Origin of the sequence: Nocardia sp. NPDC019323 (assembly GCF_044389845.1) — a bacterium.
GTDB classification, from domain to species: domain Bacteria; phylum Actinomycetota; class Actinomycetes; order Mycobacteriales; family Mycobacteriaceae; genus Nocardia; species Nocardia implantans.
Window position 1 is genome coordinate 394,080 of record NZ_JBIRYN010000004.1, and the last position, 19,175, is coordinate 413,254.

The following is a 19,175-nucleotide window of genomic DNA, read 5'->3' on the forward strand; positions in this document are numbered from 1 at the left end:
TCCTTCTATTCGGCCAGCAGGGCCAAGGTGGCCCGGCGGGGAAGCAACCGCGATGCGGCGACGAGCGCCCGATTGTGCGGGCTGGTGAACACGACGGCGCCAGTTCTGCCCGACAGCGCTTTGCGCGCACGGTCCACCACCTGCTCGGGGGTTTGGACCAGCCAGGGCGGCACGTCGGTGGCGGTCTGCGAGGCGGTGGCGGTGACGCCGGGGCACAGGGCAAGCACCCGCACGCCCCGCGTCCGCTGCTCGTGCCACAGCGTTTCGGACAAGGACGTGACGAACGATTTGGTAGCGCTGTAGACGGCAAGGCCGGGTTTCGGTGTGTGCCCGAGGGTGGAGGACACGTTCACCAGGACGCTGCCTGCGGTGGCCGCGCCGAGGAAAGCGTGGGCCAGCACGACCACCGCCCGGCAATTCACGTCCAAGGTGGCGATCGACGCTTCGAGCCCGACCGCGGTGAAATCACCGTGCGCGGCGATCCCGGCATTGTTGACCAGCAGCGTGTAGCCGCCGCCGCGCAGCCGTTCCGCGACTGCCGACAGGCCGTCTTCGGTGCCGAGATCGGCGGCGATGCGGTCGTGTCCGTCACCGAGTTCGGCGATCAGCGCGTCCAGACCGTCGGCGCCACGCGCTACGGCCGTCACCGAATAGCCCTGTGCCGCGAGAGATGTCGCGAAGGCACGTCCGATCCCCGCGCCGGCGCCGGTCACCAGCGCTCTCACCGTTCGGCCTCCGGCTCGGTGGCCGGGTCGAACAGGAACGAGATGCGCTCCATGACCGGCTGCCGCTTGGTGTTGTGGAAACTGGCGATCCGCCAGCGACCGTCGGTCTCCCGCACCACCGTGTAGGTCTGCGTCTTGGCCAACTTCGCCGGGCGATCGCCTTCGTAGCGATCACCCCGGCTGGTGACGATCGCGACGTCGGCGCCGAAGAAGCGCACCCCGAGGAAGGAGTCGGCGAGTTCGGTGCCCTTCAGGAATCCCGAGAACAGGGCGCGGTGCGCCTCGGTCAGATCCCGGCGGCCCGCGTAGTGGGTGCCGAGAAACGTGGTGTAGGTGGCGTTTTCGGTGAAGCTCGCGCCGAACGCGTCGGCGTCGTTGCGGTCCCAGGCCGCGGTCATGGTGGCGATGGTCGCGCAGACGGCCCGCAGGTCATCGGCGCTGCCGCCGTCGGCGACGACGTCCACGCACGCCGCGACTCCGGCATCGCGGACATCCGAGGTCCGATCCAGCCACAAGTAACCACCGCCGACGCCGACCGCGGCCGCCAGCGCGGCGACCCCCACGACTCGGGCGACGGTGCGCCGCCGCGTTCCGGGGGACACGGTCGGTTCGGTCCCGGTACTGGCCGATGTCATCACGAAAGCCTCTCCCTCAGCATCATCTACATCGAAGATGTTTCTTCTTAGAAGATGTTTCTTCGTTGAGGAAGATACTAGGAAGCGTGGCTTCGCGTGTCAACACGGTGGAGTGCCGCCGACCCGAGGACGACGGCGCGGATCTGTTCCACCCTCGCCCGAGCCGCCGACGAACGCGGCGAGGCGATCAGCGCTTCACCGGCAGCGATCGGGCGGACGGGTGCCCGTGGTCAACCCAGCGTTTTCAGCAGTTCGTCGGCCACACCCGCGGAAGAGGCCGGGTTCTGGCCGGTGATCAGCGTGCGGTCCACCACTACGTTGGGGGTCCACGGATCGGCCTCCCGGAAGTCGGCGCCGATCTCGACCAGCCGATCCTGCAACAACCACGGGGCCTTGTCCGCGAGACCCGCCTGGGTCTCTTCGGCATTGGTGAAGCCGGTCAGGGTATAGCTCCCGAACGGGTTCGCGCCGCCCTCCCCCTCGACGGCGAGCAGCGCCGCGGGCCCGTGGCACACCACCGCCAGCGGCTTGCCGGATGCCAGGATGGCGGCGAGCAGCCGACCGGAGTCGGCGTCGACCGCGAGATCTTCCATCGGTCCGTGCCCGCCGGGGTAGAACACCGCCGCGTAGTCGGCGAGATCCACCTTCGCCAGTTCGACGGGGTTGTTCAATTCGGTGCTCGTGGCGATCACCCGCGCTCGATGGTCGGCGGTCTCCTGGCCGTCGTTCACCTCGGGCGCGAGGCTGCCCTTGTCCACGCTCGGCACGACGCCGCCGGGCGTGGCCACCACGATCTGGTGTCCCGCCCCCTTCAGTTTCTCGAACGGCACCACGAATTCCTCGGCCCAGAAGCCGGTCGGGTGCTCGGTTCCGTCGGCCAGCGTCCAGTGGTCGGCTCCGGTCATCACGAAAAGGATCTTCGACATGGTTCTGTTCTCCGTCGTCGGGAACCCGCACGGCCACGTGCGGGCTTTCGAGTCGTGTCGCCCTGCTCCGAGGCGCGGGAGGAAGTCGACCGCGAGCGCCCGGATCGTCAGCTGCGACACTGTCGACGCTAGCCCTCCGCGACCACGGGGCTCCACTGCGAACGACCGGTTCCCGGCATCAGATCGTCGATGAATTCGCCTTCGGCCGACGCGGCTGCCGCACCACCTACATGGCTCGCTCGCCACCGAAGACATGGAGTTCGCGACGATTCCCGTTTCACTTTTGTCCCGGATCAGGGCGATGTGGCGTCGCCGGTCGGGCGCTCAGCGCCATCCTCCCGCCTGACCTGGGCTTGTTTCCGCGCCATACTGGACCGGTGACAGAGATGGGACAGTGCGCGCAGGACACTGCGCGCAAGATGCTCGGTGGTTGCCCGGATATCGGCAGCTTCCGATTCTGGTTCGCCGACCAACGCTGGGAATGGTCCGACGACGCCGCCGCGATCTACGGGTACGCACCAGGAGAGGCCGAGCCGTCCGCCGAACTGCTGCAGCGCCACCTGCACCCCGACGACCGCGAGCGGGTAGCCCAGGCGCTCGCCGACGCCGTCGAGACCGCATCGCCGTTCTGCACCCGCCACCGGATCATCGACACCGAGAACGAGACGCACGACGTCATCGTCATCGGCGACCAGCTGTTCGACGAGGATGGCGCCGTAGCGGGTTCCGCCGGTTACCTCATCGATGTCACCGAGACGCTCGAAGACAACCGGCAGGAAGCCCTGGACGATCTGCTACCGGACGTGATCGACGCCCGCGCGGTGATCGAACAGGCCAAGGGCGTGGTGATGTTCGTCTACGGCGTCAACGCCGATCAGGCGTTCCGGGTGCTGCGCTGGCGCTCGCAGGAAACCAACATCAAGATCCGCACGCTGTCCGAGCAGCTCGTCGCCGATGTCGTCGCGATGGGTGGCGCGCTCGTTCAGCAACGCACCCGCTTCGACCATCTCCTGCTGACCCTCCATCGCCGGGTGAAACGCGGGCAACCCGTCGTCGACTAGCTCCCGTCTGTCGCTTCCGAGTCCCGCCGCACCGGAATGTGGATCGGTCGCGGGAGAGGCCGGTTACCGGCTGAACCCCGCGTCGGCCGCGCCCGCGGTGAGCGCGTCGAGGCCGAACGCGTCGACCGGGCCGAGCGCACCGGTGGCCAGCAGGCCGCCGTCCAGCGCGGTCTGCGCGCCCCAGGTGAGGATCGCGGCGGTGAAGTCGTAGGGGTCGCCTCCGGTCAGCGTCACCGACGCCAGGACGCGCCCGGTGTCGTCGAATGCCTCGGCGACCGCCCACGAGCGGGTGCGCGCCCGCGACCGCGGCGTCGGGCCGCCGGTCGAGCCCTGCACGACGCGTTCGAGCAGGCCCTCGGCCAGCCGTTTCACCGGCTCGACTCGTGCTACGGCGCCGGTGAGCACCGAACCGGCCTGCAGGCCGCGAGCCGCCGCCGAGGGCAGGCCGAGGAAGACGTCGGCCTCCCGCAGCCGCGGGTGGGAACGGTTGAGGGCTAGGTGTTCCGAGGCCGGAATCGACACTCCGGTCCGCGGGCGGCCCGCGACGCGGAAGGTGCGAATCCGCGCGCCGGCCCGCTCGGGCACGACACGGCCACCGCGGAGGGCGAAACCAGGTTCGAACAGCATTCCGGCCATGGAGGCGCGGGTGCCGCCGCTGGTGCCCGGGCTGGCCATGAAGTAGCCGATGTCCGCACGAACGGCCTCCGGCGCTTCACGCAAGGCGAGCGCGGCGGCGAGATTGCCCGGCACGTAATCGAACCCGAACGCGGACAGCAGGCCCACTCCGGCTTCGCGCGCCTGCTCGTCGCGGTCGAACACACCGCGAATGAACGGGCCCTCGCCCGTGGAATCGAAGTAGTGCGCGCCCGCCGCCAAGGCCGCCGCCAGTGCGGGCCCGCCGTAACGCAGGAACGGGCCGACCGTCGTCACCAGCACGTCGCCCCTCCCCAGCAGTGCCCGTACCGATCCGGGGTCGGTCACGTCCGCCACCGCGGTCTGCGCGCCACCGAGGTCGGCGGCCAACTTCTCGACGGCGGTCGCGTCGCGGGCGGCCAGCACGGGCGCCGCGCCACGGGCGATGAGGGCTTCCGCGGTCAGGCGGCCGGTGTACCCGGTGGCGCCGAACAACACGATCTTCGGCATTGGCAGTCACCTACGTTTCTGTGCGACAGCTCCCGTCGCAGCGACGGATTTCCGGGTCCATCGTCGCAGAGTCACGAGTGACGCTGCGCTACCGTCCCGGTTCGATGCGCCGCCGCCGGCGGCCGAGCCGAAGCGGTGACGTCGATCGCTCGACGCGCCGGGTGGGCACGGTCGGTGAGCCGGACCTTCGGCCAGAACGGCCAGCACCGCCGCAGTGTCGTGGTAGTAGGGCCGGAACTCGGTGATCAGGCCGTCCCGGAAGCTGATCCATTGCAGGAGCGAGGTTTCCAGTATCCGACCGGTGCGGCGCGCACGCAGACGACCCTTGCTGTAGACCACGACCCCGGACTCGTCGCTGAGATACGCCGCCTCCGCCGCGTAGAAGGCCCTCAGGGTGCTCATCACATCAGCTGTCATGCGCACGATCATCGCCACCGCCGCCCTGCCTCGCTGGCAGGAATCAGCCCTTGTGATCGACCGGGTGATTCGCTGCCGCGGCCTTCGGACGCTCGGCCGCGACGGGCCGATCCGCGCTCGAACGCCGCGCTGGGCGCGGGCAGGACGTGGCGGCGTGTCCGCGCCCGGAGTGGGGGTGACGCGCGCCGGACGGCGCTACGGTACGAGCACCGAAGATTCTCCGCGTTCCATTCGACCGACAGCACTCATTCGTGGAGGAACATTGCCGAGCTCGTTCACTCGCAGGGGATTTCTGACCAGTGCCGCCACTTCGGCCACGGCCGCGGCTGCCGTCTCGACCGTCGCCGCGCCGGGCAAGGCCCGAGCGGACACCGACCCGGACAAGCCGAACATCCTGGTCATCATCGTGGACGAGATGCGCACACCCGTGTGGTTTCCCGATCAGCAGACGCTGGACACCGTCCTGCCGAATATCGCACGGATCCGCCGGGGCAGTGTGTCGTTCGAGAATCACCACACCGCGGCCAACGATTGCACGCCTGCTCGCGGTTGCCTGCTGACCGGCCTCTACGCCCAGCAGACCGGGGTCATGGTCGTGTCGGAGTCGACGCTGTCGCCCCTGTTCCCGACCTGGGGCTCCATACTGCGCGACCACGGTTACGACACCACGTACTGGGGCAAATGGCATCTCGGCAGCTACCCGGACCGCACCCCGGGGGCGCTGGAGGCCTACGGTTTCCACGGCGGCACCTATCCCTCGCCGAACGGCGCGCCGGGTCAAGGGCTGCAGGCGGATCCGAAGATCGTCGACCAATTCGCCGACTGGTTCCACAACGATTCCGGCAGCGCGCCATGGTGCACGACGGTGTCGCTGGTCAACCCGCACGACATCCAGTGGTGGCCGCGCTGGACCCGGCGCGACCAGTTCAACGCCGACATCCCGCGCTGGATGAACGATCTGCCGCCCAACTTCGAGTCGCTCGAACAACTGTCGCGCAAACCCCGCCTGCAGATGGCGCTGGTCGAGGTCTCGGCGGTGGCGTTCGGGGCGGCGCCCTACGGAACGCCGGAGGCCGTGCAGTCCTGGATCGAGATGCGCAACCTGTATCTGTGGGCGCAGCAGCAGGTCGACATCCAGATCGGCCGCGTGCTCGACACCTTGCAGTCGCGTCCCGACGTGGCCGCCAACACCGTCGTCGTCTTCACCTCAGACCACGGCGATTACGCGGGCTCCCACGGTCTGCACGGCAAAGGCGGCGCCGCCTACGACGAGGCGCTGCGCGTCCCGCTCTACGTCCACGACCCGCGCGGCTACCTGAGCCCGGTGAACGGGACGAGCACCAGAGACCAGTTGACCTCCAGTGTCGATTTCACTCCCCTGCTGCTCACCATCGGCACCGGTGGCGACCAGTGGCGCGGCGACGGGCGCTACGAACATCTCAGCGGGCGTCTGGATATCGCCGCACTCTGCCGTAACCCGGCGGCCGCGGGCAGGCCGTGGGTCGCCCACACCACCGACGAGGCTTCGATCGAGGAAGCGGCGATGCTGTTCAACCAGGACGCCCCGGGCCACGTCGCGATGGTGCGCACCCCGGAGGCGAAGTTCGCCTCCTATTCCCATTGGGTGCACGGCCGCATCCAGATCGACCCCGCGGCCGGACAGGAATTCGAACTCTACGACTACAGCACCGACGGCGGCAGGCTCGAACTCGACAACCAGGCCGCGACCGGGAATCCGCTGCGCGGCGAGATGGAATCGCTGCTGGACAACGTCATCCGCACCGAGATCCAGCAGCCGTTGCCGCCGTATCTGCGGGCCGCCCAGGACGAAGGCATCGGCGACTACATCTCGGCGCAGACGAACGTGCTGGTCCAAGCCGAACGGATCGGCAACGCCCTGCTGGATGCCGTGCCGAGGCCGTCCTAGCTCCTACAGCAAGCCCCGCACCCGCAGGTCGGCGACGTATTTCTCGATGAGCTCCCGCGAGATCTGCGGAATATCATGATCGGCGCCGATTTTCGCGGCTCGGACGGCGGCCCGGAATTTCTCCGCGGGCAGAGCCGAGCCGCGAACGGCCGGGGCCGGTCGCCGATAGGCGTGCAGCAACGGCAGCACCGACGCCTGACGCTGTCCGTCCGGTAGCGCCCGCAGCGCCGTCTCGAATCGGGTGACCCACTCGTCGTAGTCGGCGATCCGCTCGATGCGATGGCCCGCGTCGATCAGCCAGTCGACGAACTCGTCGAGCGAGCGGCCGTCGTCGTGCGGGTTGAGCACGTCGTAACTGTGGAAACCCGTCCCGGTCGCCGCGCCGAGCGTGGTGATCGCCTCGGCGGTGAAATCGGCGGGCAGTCCGTCGTAGTGGGCGCGCCCGCGGTTGCCGTCGGCGTCGGTGCGGTAGAAGGAGAACGGGGCGATCCCGGTCAGCAGCAGGCTCAGCAGCAACCGGGTGAAGATGTCCGGCACGTTGAGCTGACCGGCGTAGCGCCGGTCGGCGAGGATCATGTCCGAGCGGAACACCGCGACCGGCAGGCCGCACAGGTCGTTGGCCTCGCGCAGCAGCACCTCGCCCGCCCACTTGCTGTTGCCGTAGCCGTTGGCGTAGCTGTCGTCCACCGCGCGCACCGCGCTGATCTCGCGGATGTCGCCGTCCTCGGCGAAGACGGCCGGGTCGATCTGCGTGGCCACGGCGACGGTGGACAGATAGGTGAAGGGCTTGAGCCGCGTGGTCAGGGCCAGACGGATCAGCTCGGCGGTGCCGACCACGTTGGGGCCCCACAGCTGCCGGTACGGCAGCACGTGGTTGACCAGCGCGGCGGGATGCACGATCACGTCGACCCGGTCGGCCAGACGCTGCCACGTCCGGTCGTCGAGGCCGAGGTTCGGCTCACCGATATCGCCGGGGATCACCTCCAGATGCGCGGCGGCCAGCTCCTGGAACTCCTGGAGCAGAGCGGGATCCCCGGAGTCGAAGGCGCCCTCGAGTCGCTTGCGCGCTGCGGCCGCGTCCGAACCCCGGACCAGGCAGATCAGGGTGCCCGCGCTGTCATGCATCCGCCGCAGCCACTCCAGGCACAGGAAACGGCCGAGGTAGCCGTTCGCGCCGGTCAGCAGCACCGTGCGCGCGGTCGCGGCGGGACGCGGCAGGGTCGGCGCCTCGGCGATCGTGCGGGCGTCGAGGAACTTGTCCAACGTCAGATCGGCGGCGCGGACCTGGGTTCCGGCGCCGTGCACCGCGGCGTATGTGGCGCCCCGCGTGCCGGAAGCGCGCTCGGCCTCGATGTATCCGGCCACCTCGCGCAGGCCGTTGGCCGGGCTGATCACCACCGACACCGGCACCTCGATCTCGAAGATCTCGTGCAGCAGGTTCGACAGCGACAGCGCCGAGAGCGAGTCACCGCCGAGATCGCCGAAGTGGGCGTCGGGACGCAGATCGGTGTCCGCGCAGCCGAGTACGGCCTTCGCCGCGCGGCTCACCGTCTCCAGCACGGGCAGATCGTCCGCGGTGCGGCGCAGGTCGAGCAGTTCGTTCGCCTGCCCGGCCGCCAGCTCGGCGTACAGTTCCTGCAAACGCGGCTCGTAGCGTTCTTTCAGCTTGGGGCGCAGCAGCTTTCCGATGCCGCTGAGCAACCCGTTGCCGGTGGTGAACGGCTCCGGCTCGATGAGGAATTCGCGCGGGATCTCGTAGGACTGCAGTTCGGCGTCCTTGGCGAGCTGTCGCAGCGACTCGCTCAGCGCGGTCTTCATCTTCTCGGGGTCACCCCAGGCCAGCACGTCCTCGGTGGGCACGATCACGGCGAGCAGGTAGGCGCGTTCGCTGCTGCCGTAGACGAAGATCTGCCGGATCAGCGGACTGGTCGCGTAGACCGACTCCAGGCGCGAAACCGCGACGAATTCGCCCTGGGACAGTTTCAGCACGTTGTTGCGCCGATCGACGTAGACCAGGCGATCCGGGGCGAGTTCGGCGACGATGTCACCGGTCTTGTAGAAGCCGTCGGAGTCGAAGACCTCGGCCGTGATCTCGGGCCGCTTGTAGTAGCCGGAGATCAAGGTGGTGCTCTTCAACAGCAGCTCGCCGCGCGGATGCGGTTTGTCGGTCCGGAAGTAGCCGAGCTCGGGGACGTCGACGAGCTTGTAGTCGAGCACCGGCGGCCGCTGCACCCGTTCGTCGATGACGACCACACCGCCCGCTTCGGTGGACCCGTAGCCGTCGTGCAGCTCCAGATCCAGCACCGACTCGATGAACGATTTCATCTCCGCCGACACCGGAGCGCTCCCGCAGATCGCGGTGACCAGGCGACCGCCCAGGAAATGTTCGCGCAGTTCGGTTTTCACCTGCGTTTCCAGCGCGGCCCGGTCCACGCCGGGCCCGTCGCGCCGGTCGACTTCGCTGCGGAAGCGCTGGAAGATCATGTCGCACACCCGCGGAACGAAGAACAGCTCGGTCGGGCGGGCCAGCGCGATGTCCTCGAACAGCGTCGACATGTCGCTCTCGGCCGCGAAGTAGGCGGTGCCGCCGCGCGCCAGCACGCCGGTCAGCGATCCGCGCCCGGCCACATGGCTCATCGGCATGTAGTTGAAGTTGATCGCGGCGACCTCGGGCCGGTTCGCCCATCCCCTGGCGACCAGCCGCTGGCCGTACATCGCGCCTTTCGGCGTGCCGGTGCTTCCCGAGGTGTAGATCAGCAAAGCCAGCGGGTCCGTACCCGGCTCCGCGACGAACAGCGGCGCAGGGGGCAGCGACCGGCCGCGCGCCAGCACCTCGTCGAGCGATTCGACGCGCACCGGGCTGCCCGCCGCGGCCAGCCGCGCGCGAGCCGCGTCGAAGGCCGCGCGCTGGTCGTCGTCTCCGGGGTGGTAGTCGAAGACGACCAGCCGTTGCGGCCCGGAGTCCGACAGCGCGCACGTCACCGCGGCGTCGAGCAGCTCCGGCGTCGCCGCGAGCACCCGCGGCTCGGTCTCCGCCGCGATCGCGGCGAGCTGGGCGACCGGGGCGCTGGATTGCATGGGGACCGCGACCAGGCCGAGGTGGATGCAGGCCAGGTCGAGGGTGGTGTAGTCACTGCTGGTGAAGCCCAGGATGCCCACGAAGTCGCCGGCCCGCAGCGGTGTGCCGGCGTCACCGTGCCACGCGGCGGCCACCGCGCGCACGCGCTCCCACAGCTCGCCGTAGGTGATGGTGTCGAACCGCGGCAGCAGGGTCGCGGTGGTGCGGCCGGTCTCGTCGGTGCGCAGTTCGGTCGCGCGCCGGCCGAGGGCGGGCCGGTCGGCGTAGCCGACCATGACCGTCTCGACGATCTGGGCGAGTCCGGCTCCGGGCTCGCGAATCCTCGCGGCGACCTCCGCCCGCGGTATGGCGTTGCGGATGTCGTCGTTTTCGGCATACAGCCGGGAGATACGGCGCTTGAGCCGCTCCCCGCGTGTTTCGGGCGCCACGACGACCTCCTTTGGTCCTTGAACGCGCTTTCATGAACACGTTAGCTCGACTAAGTACTTCGGGCAGGTGATAGCCGTCGCGCAGGTCTGTGATATTGGACACGATGCCAGGAATGTCCGAAAAGTACCCGGTACTCCGTTGTGCCGCACGCTCAGACTGGTGCTGCCGGTACCAGTGTCAACGGGCTCCTGTTACCGGTGCCCGGCGCACCCCATGCTCAGTGCATGACACAGACCATATCGCCGGGTGCGGCGGCGGCAACGACGCCCGCCGCGGCTGCGTCCGCACCGGCCGCGCTGGGAGCGCGCCGTTCGTTCGCCGTCCTCGCCGTCATCCTCACCGGCCAGTTCATGGCGGTGCTCGATTCCTCCATCGTCAACGTCGCCATTCCCTCCATCCGCGCTTCGCTGCACACCAGCGGCGCGGCACTGCAGCTCATCGTCGCCGGATACGTCATCGCCTACGCCGTCCTGCTGGTCACCGGCGCCCGGCTGGGTGACCGGTTCACCCAGCGCCGCGCGTTCATCGCCGGACTGGCGCTGTTCACCCTCGCCTCGCTGGCCTGCGGTCTGGCCTGGAACGAGACCTCGCTGATCGCCTTCCGGTTCGCCCAGGGCGTCGGCGCGGCGGCCATGGTGCCGCAGATCATGACGCTCATCCAGCGCACCTTCACCGGCGCCGCCCGCGCGCGGGCGCTGAGCGTGTACTCGGCCATCATCTCCGGCGGCATGGTCGCAGGCCAGGTCCTAGGCGGGCTGATCGTCAACGCCGACCTGTTCGGCAGCAGCTGGCGCGGCGTGTTCCTGGTGAACGTGCCGATCGGTGTCGCGCTGCTCGCGGCGGCGCCGCGCATCCTGCCTTCGGCGGCCCAGCGGCTCGAGCGCAAGCTCGACCTTCCGGGGCTGGCCGCGCTCACCGCGTCGGTGCTGCTGCTGGTGCTGCCGCTGGTGCTGGGGCGCGAGCTGGACTGGCCGTTGTGGTCCTGGATCGCCCTGGCCGCCAGTGTGCTGGGCTTCGCCTTGTTCGTCGCGATCGAACGAGTCGTCGCCAACCGCGGCGGTGAACCCCTGTTCGCACGGCCGGTGCTGACCGCGCCCGGCTTGGTGCTCGCCGCGGTCGCGCTGTTCGTGATCATGGCGACCTTCGGCGGCTGGATGTTCGTCATGGCGATCCACCTGCAGAGCACGCTCGGCTACAGCGCCTTGCACGCGGGCCTGCTGTTCGTCCCGCTCGGCGTCACCTTCGCCGTCGCCAGCCTGAACTGGGAACGCGTCCCGGCCCGGTTCCACCCGGCCATGATCCCGCTCGGCCTGGTACTCGGGGCGGTGAGCATGGTCGCCCTCGGCGCGCTGCTGCGCGACGGCGCCGAGGTGGGACCGCTCGCCCTGATCCTGCTCGGCCTGTGCGGCGCGGGCAACGGCATCGCCTTCAGTCCGCTCATGACCCGCACGCTGGCCAAGGTGCCGGTGAGCCTGGCGGCCGACGCGAGCGGCATTCTGGTGACCAACGTGCAACTCGGCATCGTGATCGGAATCGCCGGTTTCGGATCGCTGTTCCTGGGTCTGGCGGGCAGCACGGTGAGCAGTGCGGCACACGCGCTCGGCGGCACGGCGGTCGCCGAAGGGGTCACGGTCCTGCTCGCGGCGGCTTTCGCGGCCCGCGCGGCGCGGTAGGCCCTGCCCTCGGTTCGACAACCTTCGAATCATCGCGACGCAAACCATCGCCATCGACCGCCCGCCGCGCGCATGCTCGCAACGGGTGCGCCGCGGGTGGCCCGAGCCGGATCGTGCCCGGCTCGGGCCACCGATCGTCGCGTCCTGGTTCGCGGGATGAAAGAAGGTGCGGGATGGGCGTTTTCGCGCTCGGTGTAGAACTGGACGGGGAGGGGTTCCGCCCCGAAGCGTGGCGGCGGGCGGCACACGCGCCGGACCGCCTGCTCAGCCCGCAGACCGTGCGCAGGCGGGTGGCCGCCGCGGAGAACGCCGGGTTCACCCTGGCCACGTTCGCCGACTCGATCCTGCCGGAGCGCGAGATTCCCGGCCGCATCGACGCGGTGACGCGAGCGGCCTTCGTCGCGGCGACGACCAGCACGATCGGCCTGGTTCCCACCGTGGCCACCACCTACGCCGAACCGTTCCACACGGCATCGCAGGTGGCGTCGCTGGACTACGCCTCGCGAGGGCGGGCCGGCTGGATCGCCGAACGCGCCGCCGATCCACGCGCCGCCGCCGCCTGGGGACGCCGGCCGGTGTCGGAAGACGCGGATCTGGCTCGCGAGCAACGCGATTCGATCGAGGTGGCCCGTCGCCTGTGGGACTCGTGGGAAGACGACGCGGTGATCCGCGACTACGCCGGCGGCCGCTTCCTGGACCGGAACAAGCTGCACTACATCGACTTCCAGGGCGAGACCTTCTCGGTGAAGGGACCCGCGATCGTGCCGCGGCCGCCCCAGGGTCAGCCCGTGGTGTTCGGCGCCGAAGGCGAGGTCGACGTCCGGCTCGTCGCCGCCGATTCCGTCGCGGCGGCCGTGGCGGGTGGCTCCGGCGGGGACGCCCTGGCCTTCGCCGAAGTCGAAGTGACCTTGGATATTCCGGGCACGCGCGCCGCGCAGCGATTCGGCGAATCCTCCGGTTCGCCGGGCCGCCTGGCGTTCTCCGGCTCGGCCGGGGAATTGACCGATCTGCTGACCGAACTCAGCGCGCACCTGGACGGAGTGCGGCTGCACCTCGCCGTGATCGACGAGGATCTGCCCGTGCTCGCGCGCGAGGTCGTCCCCGCGCTGTTGCGCACCGGCGTCGCGCACCGCCCGATTCCCGGTTCGACCCTGCGCGCCAACCTCGGCCTGCACCGACCCGCCAACCGCTACGCGACTACCCGCTGATCGTCAGGAGATCGTTTCCGTGACCGACTTCCCGCGTCCCGACGCCCAGGTCCACTTCGGCGTCTTCTTCCAGGGCGTGAACCACACCACGATCTGGTCCGACCCCTCCAGCGGCTCGCAGATCGACTTCGAGACCTTCCGCCGAGTCGCGCAGACCGCCGAGCGCGGCCTGTTCGACGCGTTCTTCCTCGGCGAGGGCCTGCGCCTGCGCGAGCAGGACGGCGCCATCCTGGAACTGGACATCGCGGGCCGCCCCGACGCGATCACCCAGCTGGCCGCGCTGGCGGGCATCACCGAGCGCATCGGCCTGGTGGCCACCCAGAACACCACCTACAACGAGCCAGCCGATCTGGCGCGCAAACTCGGCGGACTTGATCTGCTGTCCGGCGGCCGGGCCGGCTGGAACGCGGTCACCACGGACAACGCGTGGACCGGCGCGAACTTCCGGCGCGGCGGATTCCTCGACCACGCGTTGCGCTACGAGCGCGCCGCGGAGTTCGTCGCCGCGGTGCGCGCAATCTGGGACGCCTGGGACGACGGCGCGATCGCGACCTCGCAGCAGAGCCCGTCGTGGGCGCGCGCCGAGGCGATCCATCCGGTCGTGCGCACCGGCCCGCACTTCGACGTGACGATCACGCCCACGCTGCCCCGCAGCGCCCAAGGCCATCCGGTGATCTTCCAGGCGGGCGATTCACCGGCGGGCCGCGATTTCGCGGCGGCGCACGCCGATGTCATCTTCTCCAGGCACGGAACGCATTTCGACGACGCGCTGGCCTTCGCGAACGACATCCGCGCGCGCCTGCGTGCGGCGGGCCGCCCCGAGGACGACATCCGGATCCTGCCCGGCACGCAGATCATCCTCGCCGAGAAGGAATCCGAGGTCGAGGAAAAGGTGCGCTGGGTGAAGAACGGCCAATACACCGGCGCGACCGCGCTGTCGCTGGCCGGCCAGATCTGGGGCCGCGACCTGTCCGATCTCGACCCCGACGGCCCGCTGCCCGCCGACGACCCCGAGCCACGCCCGATCTCGGAGACCCGGGGCGCGCCGCGTTCCGGCCAGGACCCGGTCGCCATCGCCCGCGAATGGCGTGCCAGGGCCGAAGCGCAGAACCTCTCCCTGCGCGAAGTCGTCATCGCCTCCACCGAACGCTCCGGTTTCGCGGGCACCCCCGCCCAGGTCGCCGACGAATTGGCCCGCTGGGTCCGCCACGGCGCGACCGACGGCTTCAACATCTCCCCCTACCTGGTGCCGACCGGCCTCGACGAAATCGTGGACTGGCTCGTCCCCGAACTCCAAGAGCGCGGCGTCTACCGCACCGAATACACCGGAACCACCCTCCGCTCCCACCTCGGCCTCCGCGAGCCCCTCACCCGCCGCTCCTGACCGCGTCGCGAGTGGCACACCAGCGAGCGCTCTGCTCGCGTTTCGCCGCGGTGGTGTGCCACTCGTGGGGTCAGAGGACGGATTCGATGGCGGCGATCAGTTCCGGCGCGTCGGGGGTGGTGCGAGGGCGGAAGCGGCCCGCCACCTTGCCGTCGCGGTCGATGAGGAACTTCTCGAAGTTCCATTGGATGTCGCCCGCGCTGCCCTCGGCGTCGGGGGTGTCGGCCAGGCGCTGGTAGAGCGCGTGGCGCTGCTCGCCGTTGACGTCGGTCTTCTCCAGCAAGGGGAAGTCGACGCCGTAGGTGGTGGAACAGAACTGCTGGATCTCCTCCGCGGTGCCCGGCTCCTGGCCCATGAACTGGTTGCACGGCACGCCGACCACGCTGAAACCGCGCGGACCGAAGGACTCGTGCAGTTCGACCAAGCCGGAGTACTGCGGCGTCAGACCGCATTTCGACGCCACGTTGACCAGCAGGACGGCGCGGTCGCCGACCAACTCGGCCAAGGTCGTCGGTTCCCCGGACAAGGTGCGAAGCGGAACTTCTCGAAGGCTCATAGGTACCGCACGCTACCGGATCAGCGACATTTCGGACCGCCGCGGGCGCATCGGCTCACGCTCAGCGCAACCTGGTCCGGCGCATCAGCCGCAGCGACATCAAGGTCATCTTCAGCTGCTTGTCATAGGGCTGACCGGCGCGGGCGGCGAGCACCTGCTTCTTCAACACGCCGACGTTCACCGTGTCGGTGTACTTCAACAGGCCCTGGTCGCCGTGCCGGGTGCCGACGCCGGACTGCTTCACGCCACCCGACGGCGTGCCCTTGGCGGCGTAGGTCGCCACGAAACCGTCGTTGATGTTGATATTGCCCGCTTGCAGCTGCGCGGCGATCCGCTCGCCGTGCGCCAGGTCCTTCGTCCACACGCTGGCGTTCAATCCGTAGTCGGTGGCGTTGGCCAGGCGCACCGCTTCCCGCTCGTCGTCGAAGGGGTACACGGTGACCACCGGGCCGAAGGTCTCCAGCGTCGCGTGGGTCATCTCGGGAGTCACCCCGGTCAGCACGGTGGCCTCGTAGAACGCAGGACCGACATCGGGGCGCGCCTGCCCGCCGACGTGCACGGTGGCGCCTTTGGCCCGCGCGTCCTCGACATGGGCGGCGACCCGCTCCAGGTGCTGCGGGGAGACCAGCGAACCGAATTCCGGCGTGTAGTCGTAGGTTCCGCCGATCTTTCCGTTCAATTCCGCCGCCGCGGCGACCAACCGGCGCAGGAACTCGTCGTGGACGGCGCGGTGCACGTAGATCCGCTCGATGTGCATGCACGCCTGCCCGGAGTTGGCGAACGCGGCGAACACCGCGCCGGGAATCACCTCGTCGAGGTTCGCGTCGGCGAGCACGATCATCGGGTTCTTGCCGCCCAGTTCCAAACTGCATCCGATGAGGTTGCGGCCGGCCTGCTCGCCGACGATACGGCCGGTGGCGGTGGACCCGGTGAACATGACGAAGTCGACGTTGTCGATCAGGGTCGGACCGATGTCGGGTCCTTCACCGCATACCACCTGGACCAAGCCGCGGGGCAGCCCGGCGCGGTGCAGCAGCTCGACGCCGAACAGCACGCACAGCGCGGTCTTGTTGTCCGGCTTGAGCACGACGCCGTTGCCCGCCATCAGCGCGGGCATGGCGTCGGACAGTGCGATGGCGAACGGGAAGTTCCACGGCGCGATCACCGCGACGAGCCCTTTGGGCCGGTGCTGCTCGATCGATGAGGTGATCAGCGGCATCGCGCCGCCGCGCCGCTTCGGGCGCAGCACCCGCCGCGCGGTCTTGAGGTAATGGCTGATCACCATGGGCACGTCGCACGATTCCTCGACGGCCATGCGCCGGGTCTTGCCGCACCCGATCTGGATGAGATCGGCGATGGTCTCCACTTCGCCGAGGATCAGCTCGTGCAGCCGTTCGAACACCCGCAGCCGTTGCCGCAGCGGCAGCGCGGCCCACTCCGCTTGGGCCGCGCGGGCGGCGGCGCACGCGGTGAGCACGTCTTGCGGGGAGGACTGCGGAAGCGCGCCGACGGGCGCGCCGGTGTAGACCTCGGTCATCTCGTACACGGCCGCGTCACCGTCGGCGGCGACCAGGCCGGTCAGCCGGGCGAGCAGTTCACCGGTGATCCTGGCGGGCAGGGCGCTCTCCGCCTTGCCTGTGTGTGTTGTGCTCATCGGATCTTCTCCATGACGTCGGGCATCGCCGCAGGTGCCGGGCCGGGCCGCGGGACTGAATTAGAACACGTTCCGGTTTTGCCTTCATCGTATTCGCCCCGGCTCGCCGTGCCTACGGACCGCCGGGACGAATTCCGCTCACTCGTCGGCGACGATCGACAACGCTCGGGTCGGGCAGTAGCGCACCGCGCGCTCCACCTCATCCCGCGCCTGCGGCTGCGCGGCGGCGTCCAGGATCTCGACCTTGCCGCGTTTGGGGACGTGGAACGCCTCCGGCGCCTCGTCCTGGCACACCGCATGGCCCTGACACAGATCCAGATCGGCCAGAACTCGCATGACGGCTCCTTATCGCTCGTTCGGTCCAACGCCGTCCGGCAGGGGCCGGATCGGCGCCTCGGGCTGCACCTCGACCAGCACCAAGTGCGAGCCGCGCGGCGTGGACACCACCGCGACCACCGCCGCGGCCAAGTCGCTCGCGCGCAACATGTACGGATGCCGGGCGAACCCCCACGCCTTCCAGTCCTCCAGCACCGGGCCGACGACTTCGGGCGTGGAGTCCATGCCCATGCCGGTCAAGGTGGGGCCGGGCCGGACCTGCGACAGGCGCACGCCGCTGCCCTCGAGTTCCATGCGCATCTGCGCGGCCATCGCTTCCAGCCCCGCCTTGGCGGCGCTGTAGGCGCCCGTGCGCGGACGCGGTTCGGAGGCACAGTCCGAACTGATCAGCACGACGTCGCCGCGCTGCCTGCGCAGCATGCCGGGCAGCACCCGGTGCACGAGACGCTGCGCGCCGACGAGATGAACCTGCACCTGGCGGGCGAATCGCTCCGGATCCATCGCGTGTGCCTGCCCGAACTCGATATCGCCCGCACTGGAGACCAGGATCTCGGTGGGACCGAGCGCGTCCTCTGCGGCGCGCACGAATTCCTCGACCGAGTCCGGCTCGGTGACATCGAGGCGGTGGGCGAACGCTTCGCCGCCGTCGGCCCGGATCTTGTCCGCCAGTTCGGCGCACTGCTCGACGCGGCGCGCGCCGAGCGCCACCGGATGGCCGAGTTCGGCCAGGGCGACGGCGGTGGCCGCGCCGATCCCGGAGGAGGCGCCGGAGACGAGCGCGGGCCTGCGCTCGGGATGGGGGGCGAATCTCGGCATTATCGGGTCTCCACGGTGATGGGTAGGTGTGCGAAGCCACGCACGTTGGACGAGTGCACGCGCGCGATCCCGGATTCCAGGACGTCGTAGGACCGCACTCGCGAGCTGAATTCGGTGAGTGCGACGGTCGCCTCCAGACGGGCCAGGTGCGCACCCAGGCAGAAATGCACGCCCGCACCGAAACTGGCCAACCCGGACTTGTCGGCACGATCGATGCGGAAGCTGTCGCCGTCGTCGAACACCGCCGGATCGCGGTTGGCCGAACCGATCAGCAACAGCACCTTCGCCCCCGCCGGAATCACGCCGCCGTGATACGCCAGGTCTTCGGTCGCGGTGCGGGCGATCATCTGGCTGGAGGTGTCGTAGCGCAAGGTCTCTTCCACCCAGTCGGTGACCAGGTCCCCGTCCGCGACGACCTTCGCGTACTCCGCCGGGTTGCGCGCACCCCAATACAGGGCATTGCCGAGCAATTTGGTGGTGGTCTCGTTGCCGGCCACGACCATCAGGAACAGGAAACCGATGATCTCCTCGTCGCTGAGCGTGTCACCGCCGATCTCGGCGTCGAGCAAGGCGGAGGTCAGATCCTGTTTCGGGGCGCGCCTGCGCTCGGCCACCATCTCGGTGTAGTAGCCGAGCAGTTCGATCGACGCCTCGACGGCGGCCATCGGGATGTCGAGCACTCCGTCCTCACGATGGACCACCAGATCGGCCAATCGGCGGATCTCCACCCGGTCCTCGGCCGGGACCCCCATCAACTCGGAGATCACGTCCATCGGCAACTTGCCCGCGACCTCGTCGATCCAGTCGAAGTCGGCGCCGGCCAACGCGGGTTCCAGATACGACAGCGTCAGCTCCCGGATCCGGTCTTCCATCTCCGCGACGCGTTTGGGCGTGAATCCCTTGAACACCAATCGCCGCATCCGCATGTGGCGCGGGTCGTCCATCGCCAGAAACGACATGGTTCTGTGCGCGTGCGGCCCCCACGCGGCCGGATCCAGTGACACTCCGTTGGCGCTCGACAGCCGCACGCTGTCGCGGAACGCCCCCACCACATCCGGATGCCGCGACAACGCCCAGAACCCCAGATCCGGGTTGTGATACAGCGGCGCTTCTTCCCGCAGCCGCCGATAGGTCGGATACGGATCCTCGTGGAAGGAGTAGTCGTAGGGATCGAACACCAGCGGCTCCACCGCGGCCGTCATCGCC

16 protein-coding genes are annotated in these 19,175 nt (G+C 69.4%); 5 read left to right on the top strand and 11 right to left on the bottom strand.

Translation table 11 applies throughout. The features are described 5' to 3' along the window. Positions 1-5 precede the first annotated feature (5 nt). The 3 genes from ACH49X_RS18475 to ACH49X_RS18485 form a co-directional block, all read right to left on the bottom strand. A complete protein-coding gene (locus ACH49X_RS18475; protein WP_195079120.1) occupies positions 6-725 on the bottom strand; it encodes an SDR family oxidoreductase in 720 nt (239 codons plus the stop codon). Then, the gene (locus ACH49X_RS18480) at positions 722-1,360 is read right to left on the bottom strand and encodes an SgcJ/EcaC family oxidoreductase (RefSeq protein ID WP_195079119.1); all 639 of its coding nucleotides are present in this window, start codon (positions 1,358-1,360) and stop codon (positions 722-724) included. Before ACH49X_RS18480 ends, ACH49X_RS18475 begins: the two co-directional genes overlap by 4 nt. 230 nt (positions 1,361-1,590) lie before the next feature. Beyond that, the gene (locus tag ACH49X_RS18485) at positions 1,591-2,286 is read right to left on the bottom strand and encodes a type 1 glutamine amidotransferase domain-containing protein (protein WP_195079118.1); all 696 of its coding nucleotides are present in this window, start codon (positions 2,284-2,286) and stop codon (positions 1,591-1,593) included. 386 nt (positions 2,287-2,672) lie between these two features. Between ACH49X_RS18485 and ACH49X_RS18490 the strand changes: the two genes are divergently transcribed. Next, positions 2,673-3,347 carry a PAS and ANTAR domain-containing protein gene (locus tag ACH49X_RS18490; RefSeq protein ID WP_195079429.1) on the top strand — a complete coding sequence of 225 codons (675 nt, stop codon included), beginning with the start codon at positions 2,673-2,675 and terminating at the stop codon, positions 3,345-3,347. A 63-nt stretch (positions 3,348-3,410) separates the two neighbouring features. On the opposite strand, the gene ACH49X_RS18495 is transcribed toward ACH49X_RS18490, so the two are convergent. Continuing rightward, positions 3,411-4,490 carry a trans-acting enoyl reductase family protein gene (locus ACH49X_RS18495; protein WP_195079117.1) on the bottom strand — a complete coding sequence of 360 codons (1,080 nt, stop codon included), beginning with the start codon at positions 4,488-4,490 and terminating at the stop codon, positions 3,411-3,413. Between the two features lie 6 nt (positions 4,491-4,496). Then, positions 4,497-4,925 (bottom strand): hypothetical protein, encoded by a 429-nt coding sequence (locus tag ACH49X_RS18500; protein ID WP_357205829.1) that lies wholly within the window; start codon positions 4,923-4,925, stop codon positions 4,497-4,499. A gap of 244 nt (positions 4,926-5,169) precedes the next feature. On the opposite strand from ACH49X_RS18500, the gene ACH49X_RS18505 reads away from it, so the two are divergent. After that, complete coding sequence (locus ACH49X_RS18505) at positions 5,170-6,834, top strand: sulfatase-like hydrolase/transferase (RefSeq protein WP_357205832.1); 1,665 nt, start codon at positions 5,170-5,172, stop codon at positions 6,832-6,834. 3 nt (positions 6,835-6,837) lie between these two features. On the opposite strand, the gene car is transcribed toward ACH49X_RS18505, so the two are convergent. After that, the gene (gene car / locus ACH49X_RS18510) at positions 6,838-10,341 is read right to left on the bottom strand and encodes a carboxylic acid reductase (RefSeq protein ID WP_357205834.1); all 3,504 of its coding nucleotides are present in this window, start codon (positions 10,339-10,341) and stop codon (positions 6,838-6,840) included. Positions 10,342-10,566: 225 nt separating this feature from the next. Between car and ACH49X_RS18515 the strand changes: the two genes are divergently transcribed. From ACH49X_RS18515 to ACH49X_RS18525, 3 genes are all read left to right on the top strand, one after another. Further along, a complete protein-coding gene (locus tag ACH49X_RS18515) occupies positions 10,567-12,015 on the top strand; it encodes an MFS transporter (protein WP_357103289.1) in 1,449 nt (482 codons plus the stop codon). Positions 12,016-12,188: 173 nt separating this feature from the next. Continuing rightward, the gene (locus ACH49X_RS18520; RefSeq protein ID WP_357205837.1) at positions 12,189-13,223 is read left to right on the top strand and encodes an LLM class flavin-dependent oxidoreductase; all 1,035 of its coding nucleotides are present in this window, start codon (positions 12,189-12,191) and stop codon (positions 13,221-13,223) included. A gap of 19 nt (positions 13,224-13,242) precedes the next feature. Next, positions 13,243-14,607, top strand: a complete 1,365-nt coding sequence (locus tag ACH49X_RS18525) for an NtaA/DmoA family FMN-dependent monooxygenase (protein ID WP_357103295.1) — start codon at positions 13,243-13,245, stop codon at positions 14,605-14,607. A gap of 70 nt (positions 14,608-14,677) precedes the next feature. Here ACH49X_RS18525 and ACH49X_RS18530 read toward each other — a convergent pair whose 3' ends face one another. The 5 genes from ACH49X_RS18530 to ACH49X_RS18550 form a co-directional block, all read right to left on the bottom strand. Continuing rightward, positions 14,678-15,163, bottom strand: coding sequence for a glutathione peroxidase (locus ACH49X_RS18530; protein WP_357205839.1), 486 nt, complete (start codon positions 15,161-15,163; stop codon positions 14,678-14,680). A 61-nt stretch (positions 15,164-15,224) separates the two neighbouring features. Continuing rightward, on the bottom strand, positions 15,225-16,817 hold the full coding sequence (locus ACH49X_RS18535) for a succinic semialdehyde dehydrogenase (protein WP_357205842.1): 1,593 nt from the start codon (positions 16,815-16,817) through the stop codon (positions 15,225-15,227). A gap of 138 nt (positions 16,818-16,955) precedes the next feature. Further along, positions 16,956-17,153: a ferredoxin gene (locus ACH49X_RS18540; RefSeq protein WP_195079109.1), complete on the bottom strand. Its 198-nt coding sequence runs from the start codon at positions 17,151-17,153 to the stop codon at positions 16,956-16,958. A gap of 9 nt (positions 17,154-17,162) precedes the next feature. Further along, entirely contained in the window at positions 17,163-17,969 is an 807-nt protein-coding gene (locus ACH49X_RS18545) for an SDR family oxidoreductase (protein ID WP_195079108.1), read from the bottom strand. Continuing rightward, a complete protein-coding gene (locus ACH49X_RS18550) occupies positions 17,969-19,171 on the bottom strand; it encodes a cytochrome P450 (RefSeq protein WP_195079428.1) in 1,203 nt (400 codons plus the stop codon). The genes ACH49X_RS18545 and ACH49X_RS18550 overlap by 1 nt, the downstream gene beginning before the upstream one ends. Between the last annotated feature and the right edge of the window lie 4 nt (positions 19,172-19,175).

Coding starts and splice junctions, on each gene's coding strand:
- ACH49X_RS18550 (WP_195079428.1), bottom strand. CDS start 19,171: ATGACGGCCGCGGTGGAGCCGCTGGTGTTCGATCCCTACGACTACTCC.
- ACH49X_RS18520 (WP_357205837.1), top strand. CDS start 12,189: ATGGGCGTTTTCGCGCTCGGTGTAGAACTGGACGGGGAGGGGTTCCGC.
- ACH49X_RS18535 (WP_357205842.1), bottom strand. CDS start 16,817: ATGAGCACAACACACACAGGCAAGGCGGAGAGCGCCCTGCCCGCCAGG.
- ACH49X_RS18530 (WP_357205839.1), bottom strand. CDS start 15,163: ATGAGCCTTCGAGAAGTTCCGCTTCGCACCTTGTCCGGGGAACCGACG.
- ACH49X_RS18495 (WP_195079117.1), bottom strand. CDS start 4,490: ATGCCGAAGATCGTGTTGTTCGGCGCCACCGGGTACACCGGCCGCCTG.
- ACH49X_RS18485 (WP_195079118.1), bottom strand. CDS start 2,286: ATGTCGAAGATCCTTTTCGTGATGACCGGAGCCGACCACTGGACGCTG.
- ACH49X_RS18480 (WP_195079119.1), bottom strand. CDS start 1,360: ATGACATCGGCCAGTACCGGGACCGAACCGACCGTGTCCCCCGGAACG.
- ACH49X_RS18540 (WP_195079109.1), bottom strand. CDS start 17,153: ATGCGAGTTCTGGCCGATCTGGATCTGTGTCAGGGCCATGCGGTGTGC.
- ACH49X_RS18515 (WP_357103289.1), top strand. CDS start 10,567: ATGACACAGACCATATCGCCGGGTGCGGCGGCGGCAACGACGCCCGCC.
- ACH49X_RS18490 (WP_195079429.1), top strand. CDS start 2,673: ATGGGACAGTGCGCGCAGGACACTGCGCGCAAGATGCTCGGTGGTTGC.
- ACH49X_RS18545 (WP_195079108.1), bottom strand. CDS start 17,969: ATGCCGAGATTCGCCCCCCATCCCGAGCGCAGGCCCGCGCTCGTCTCC.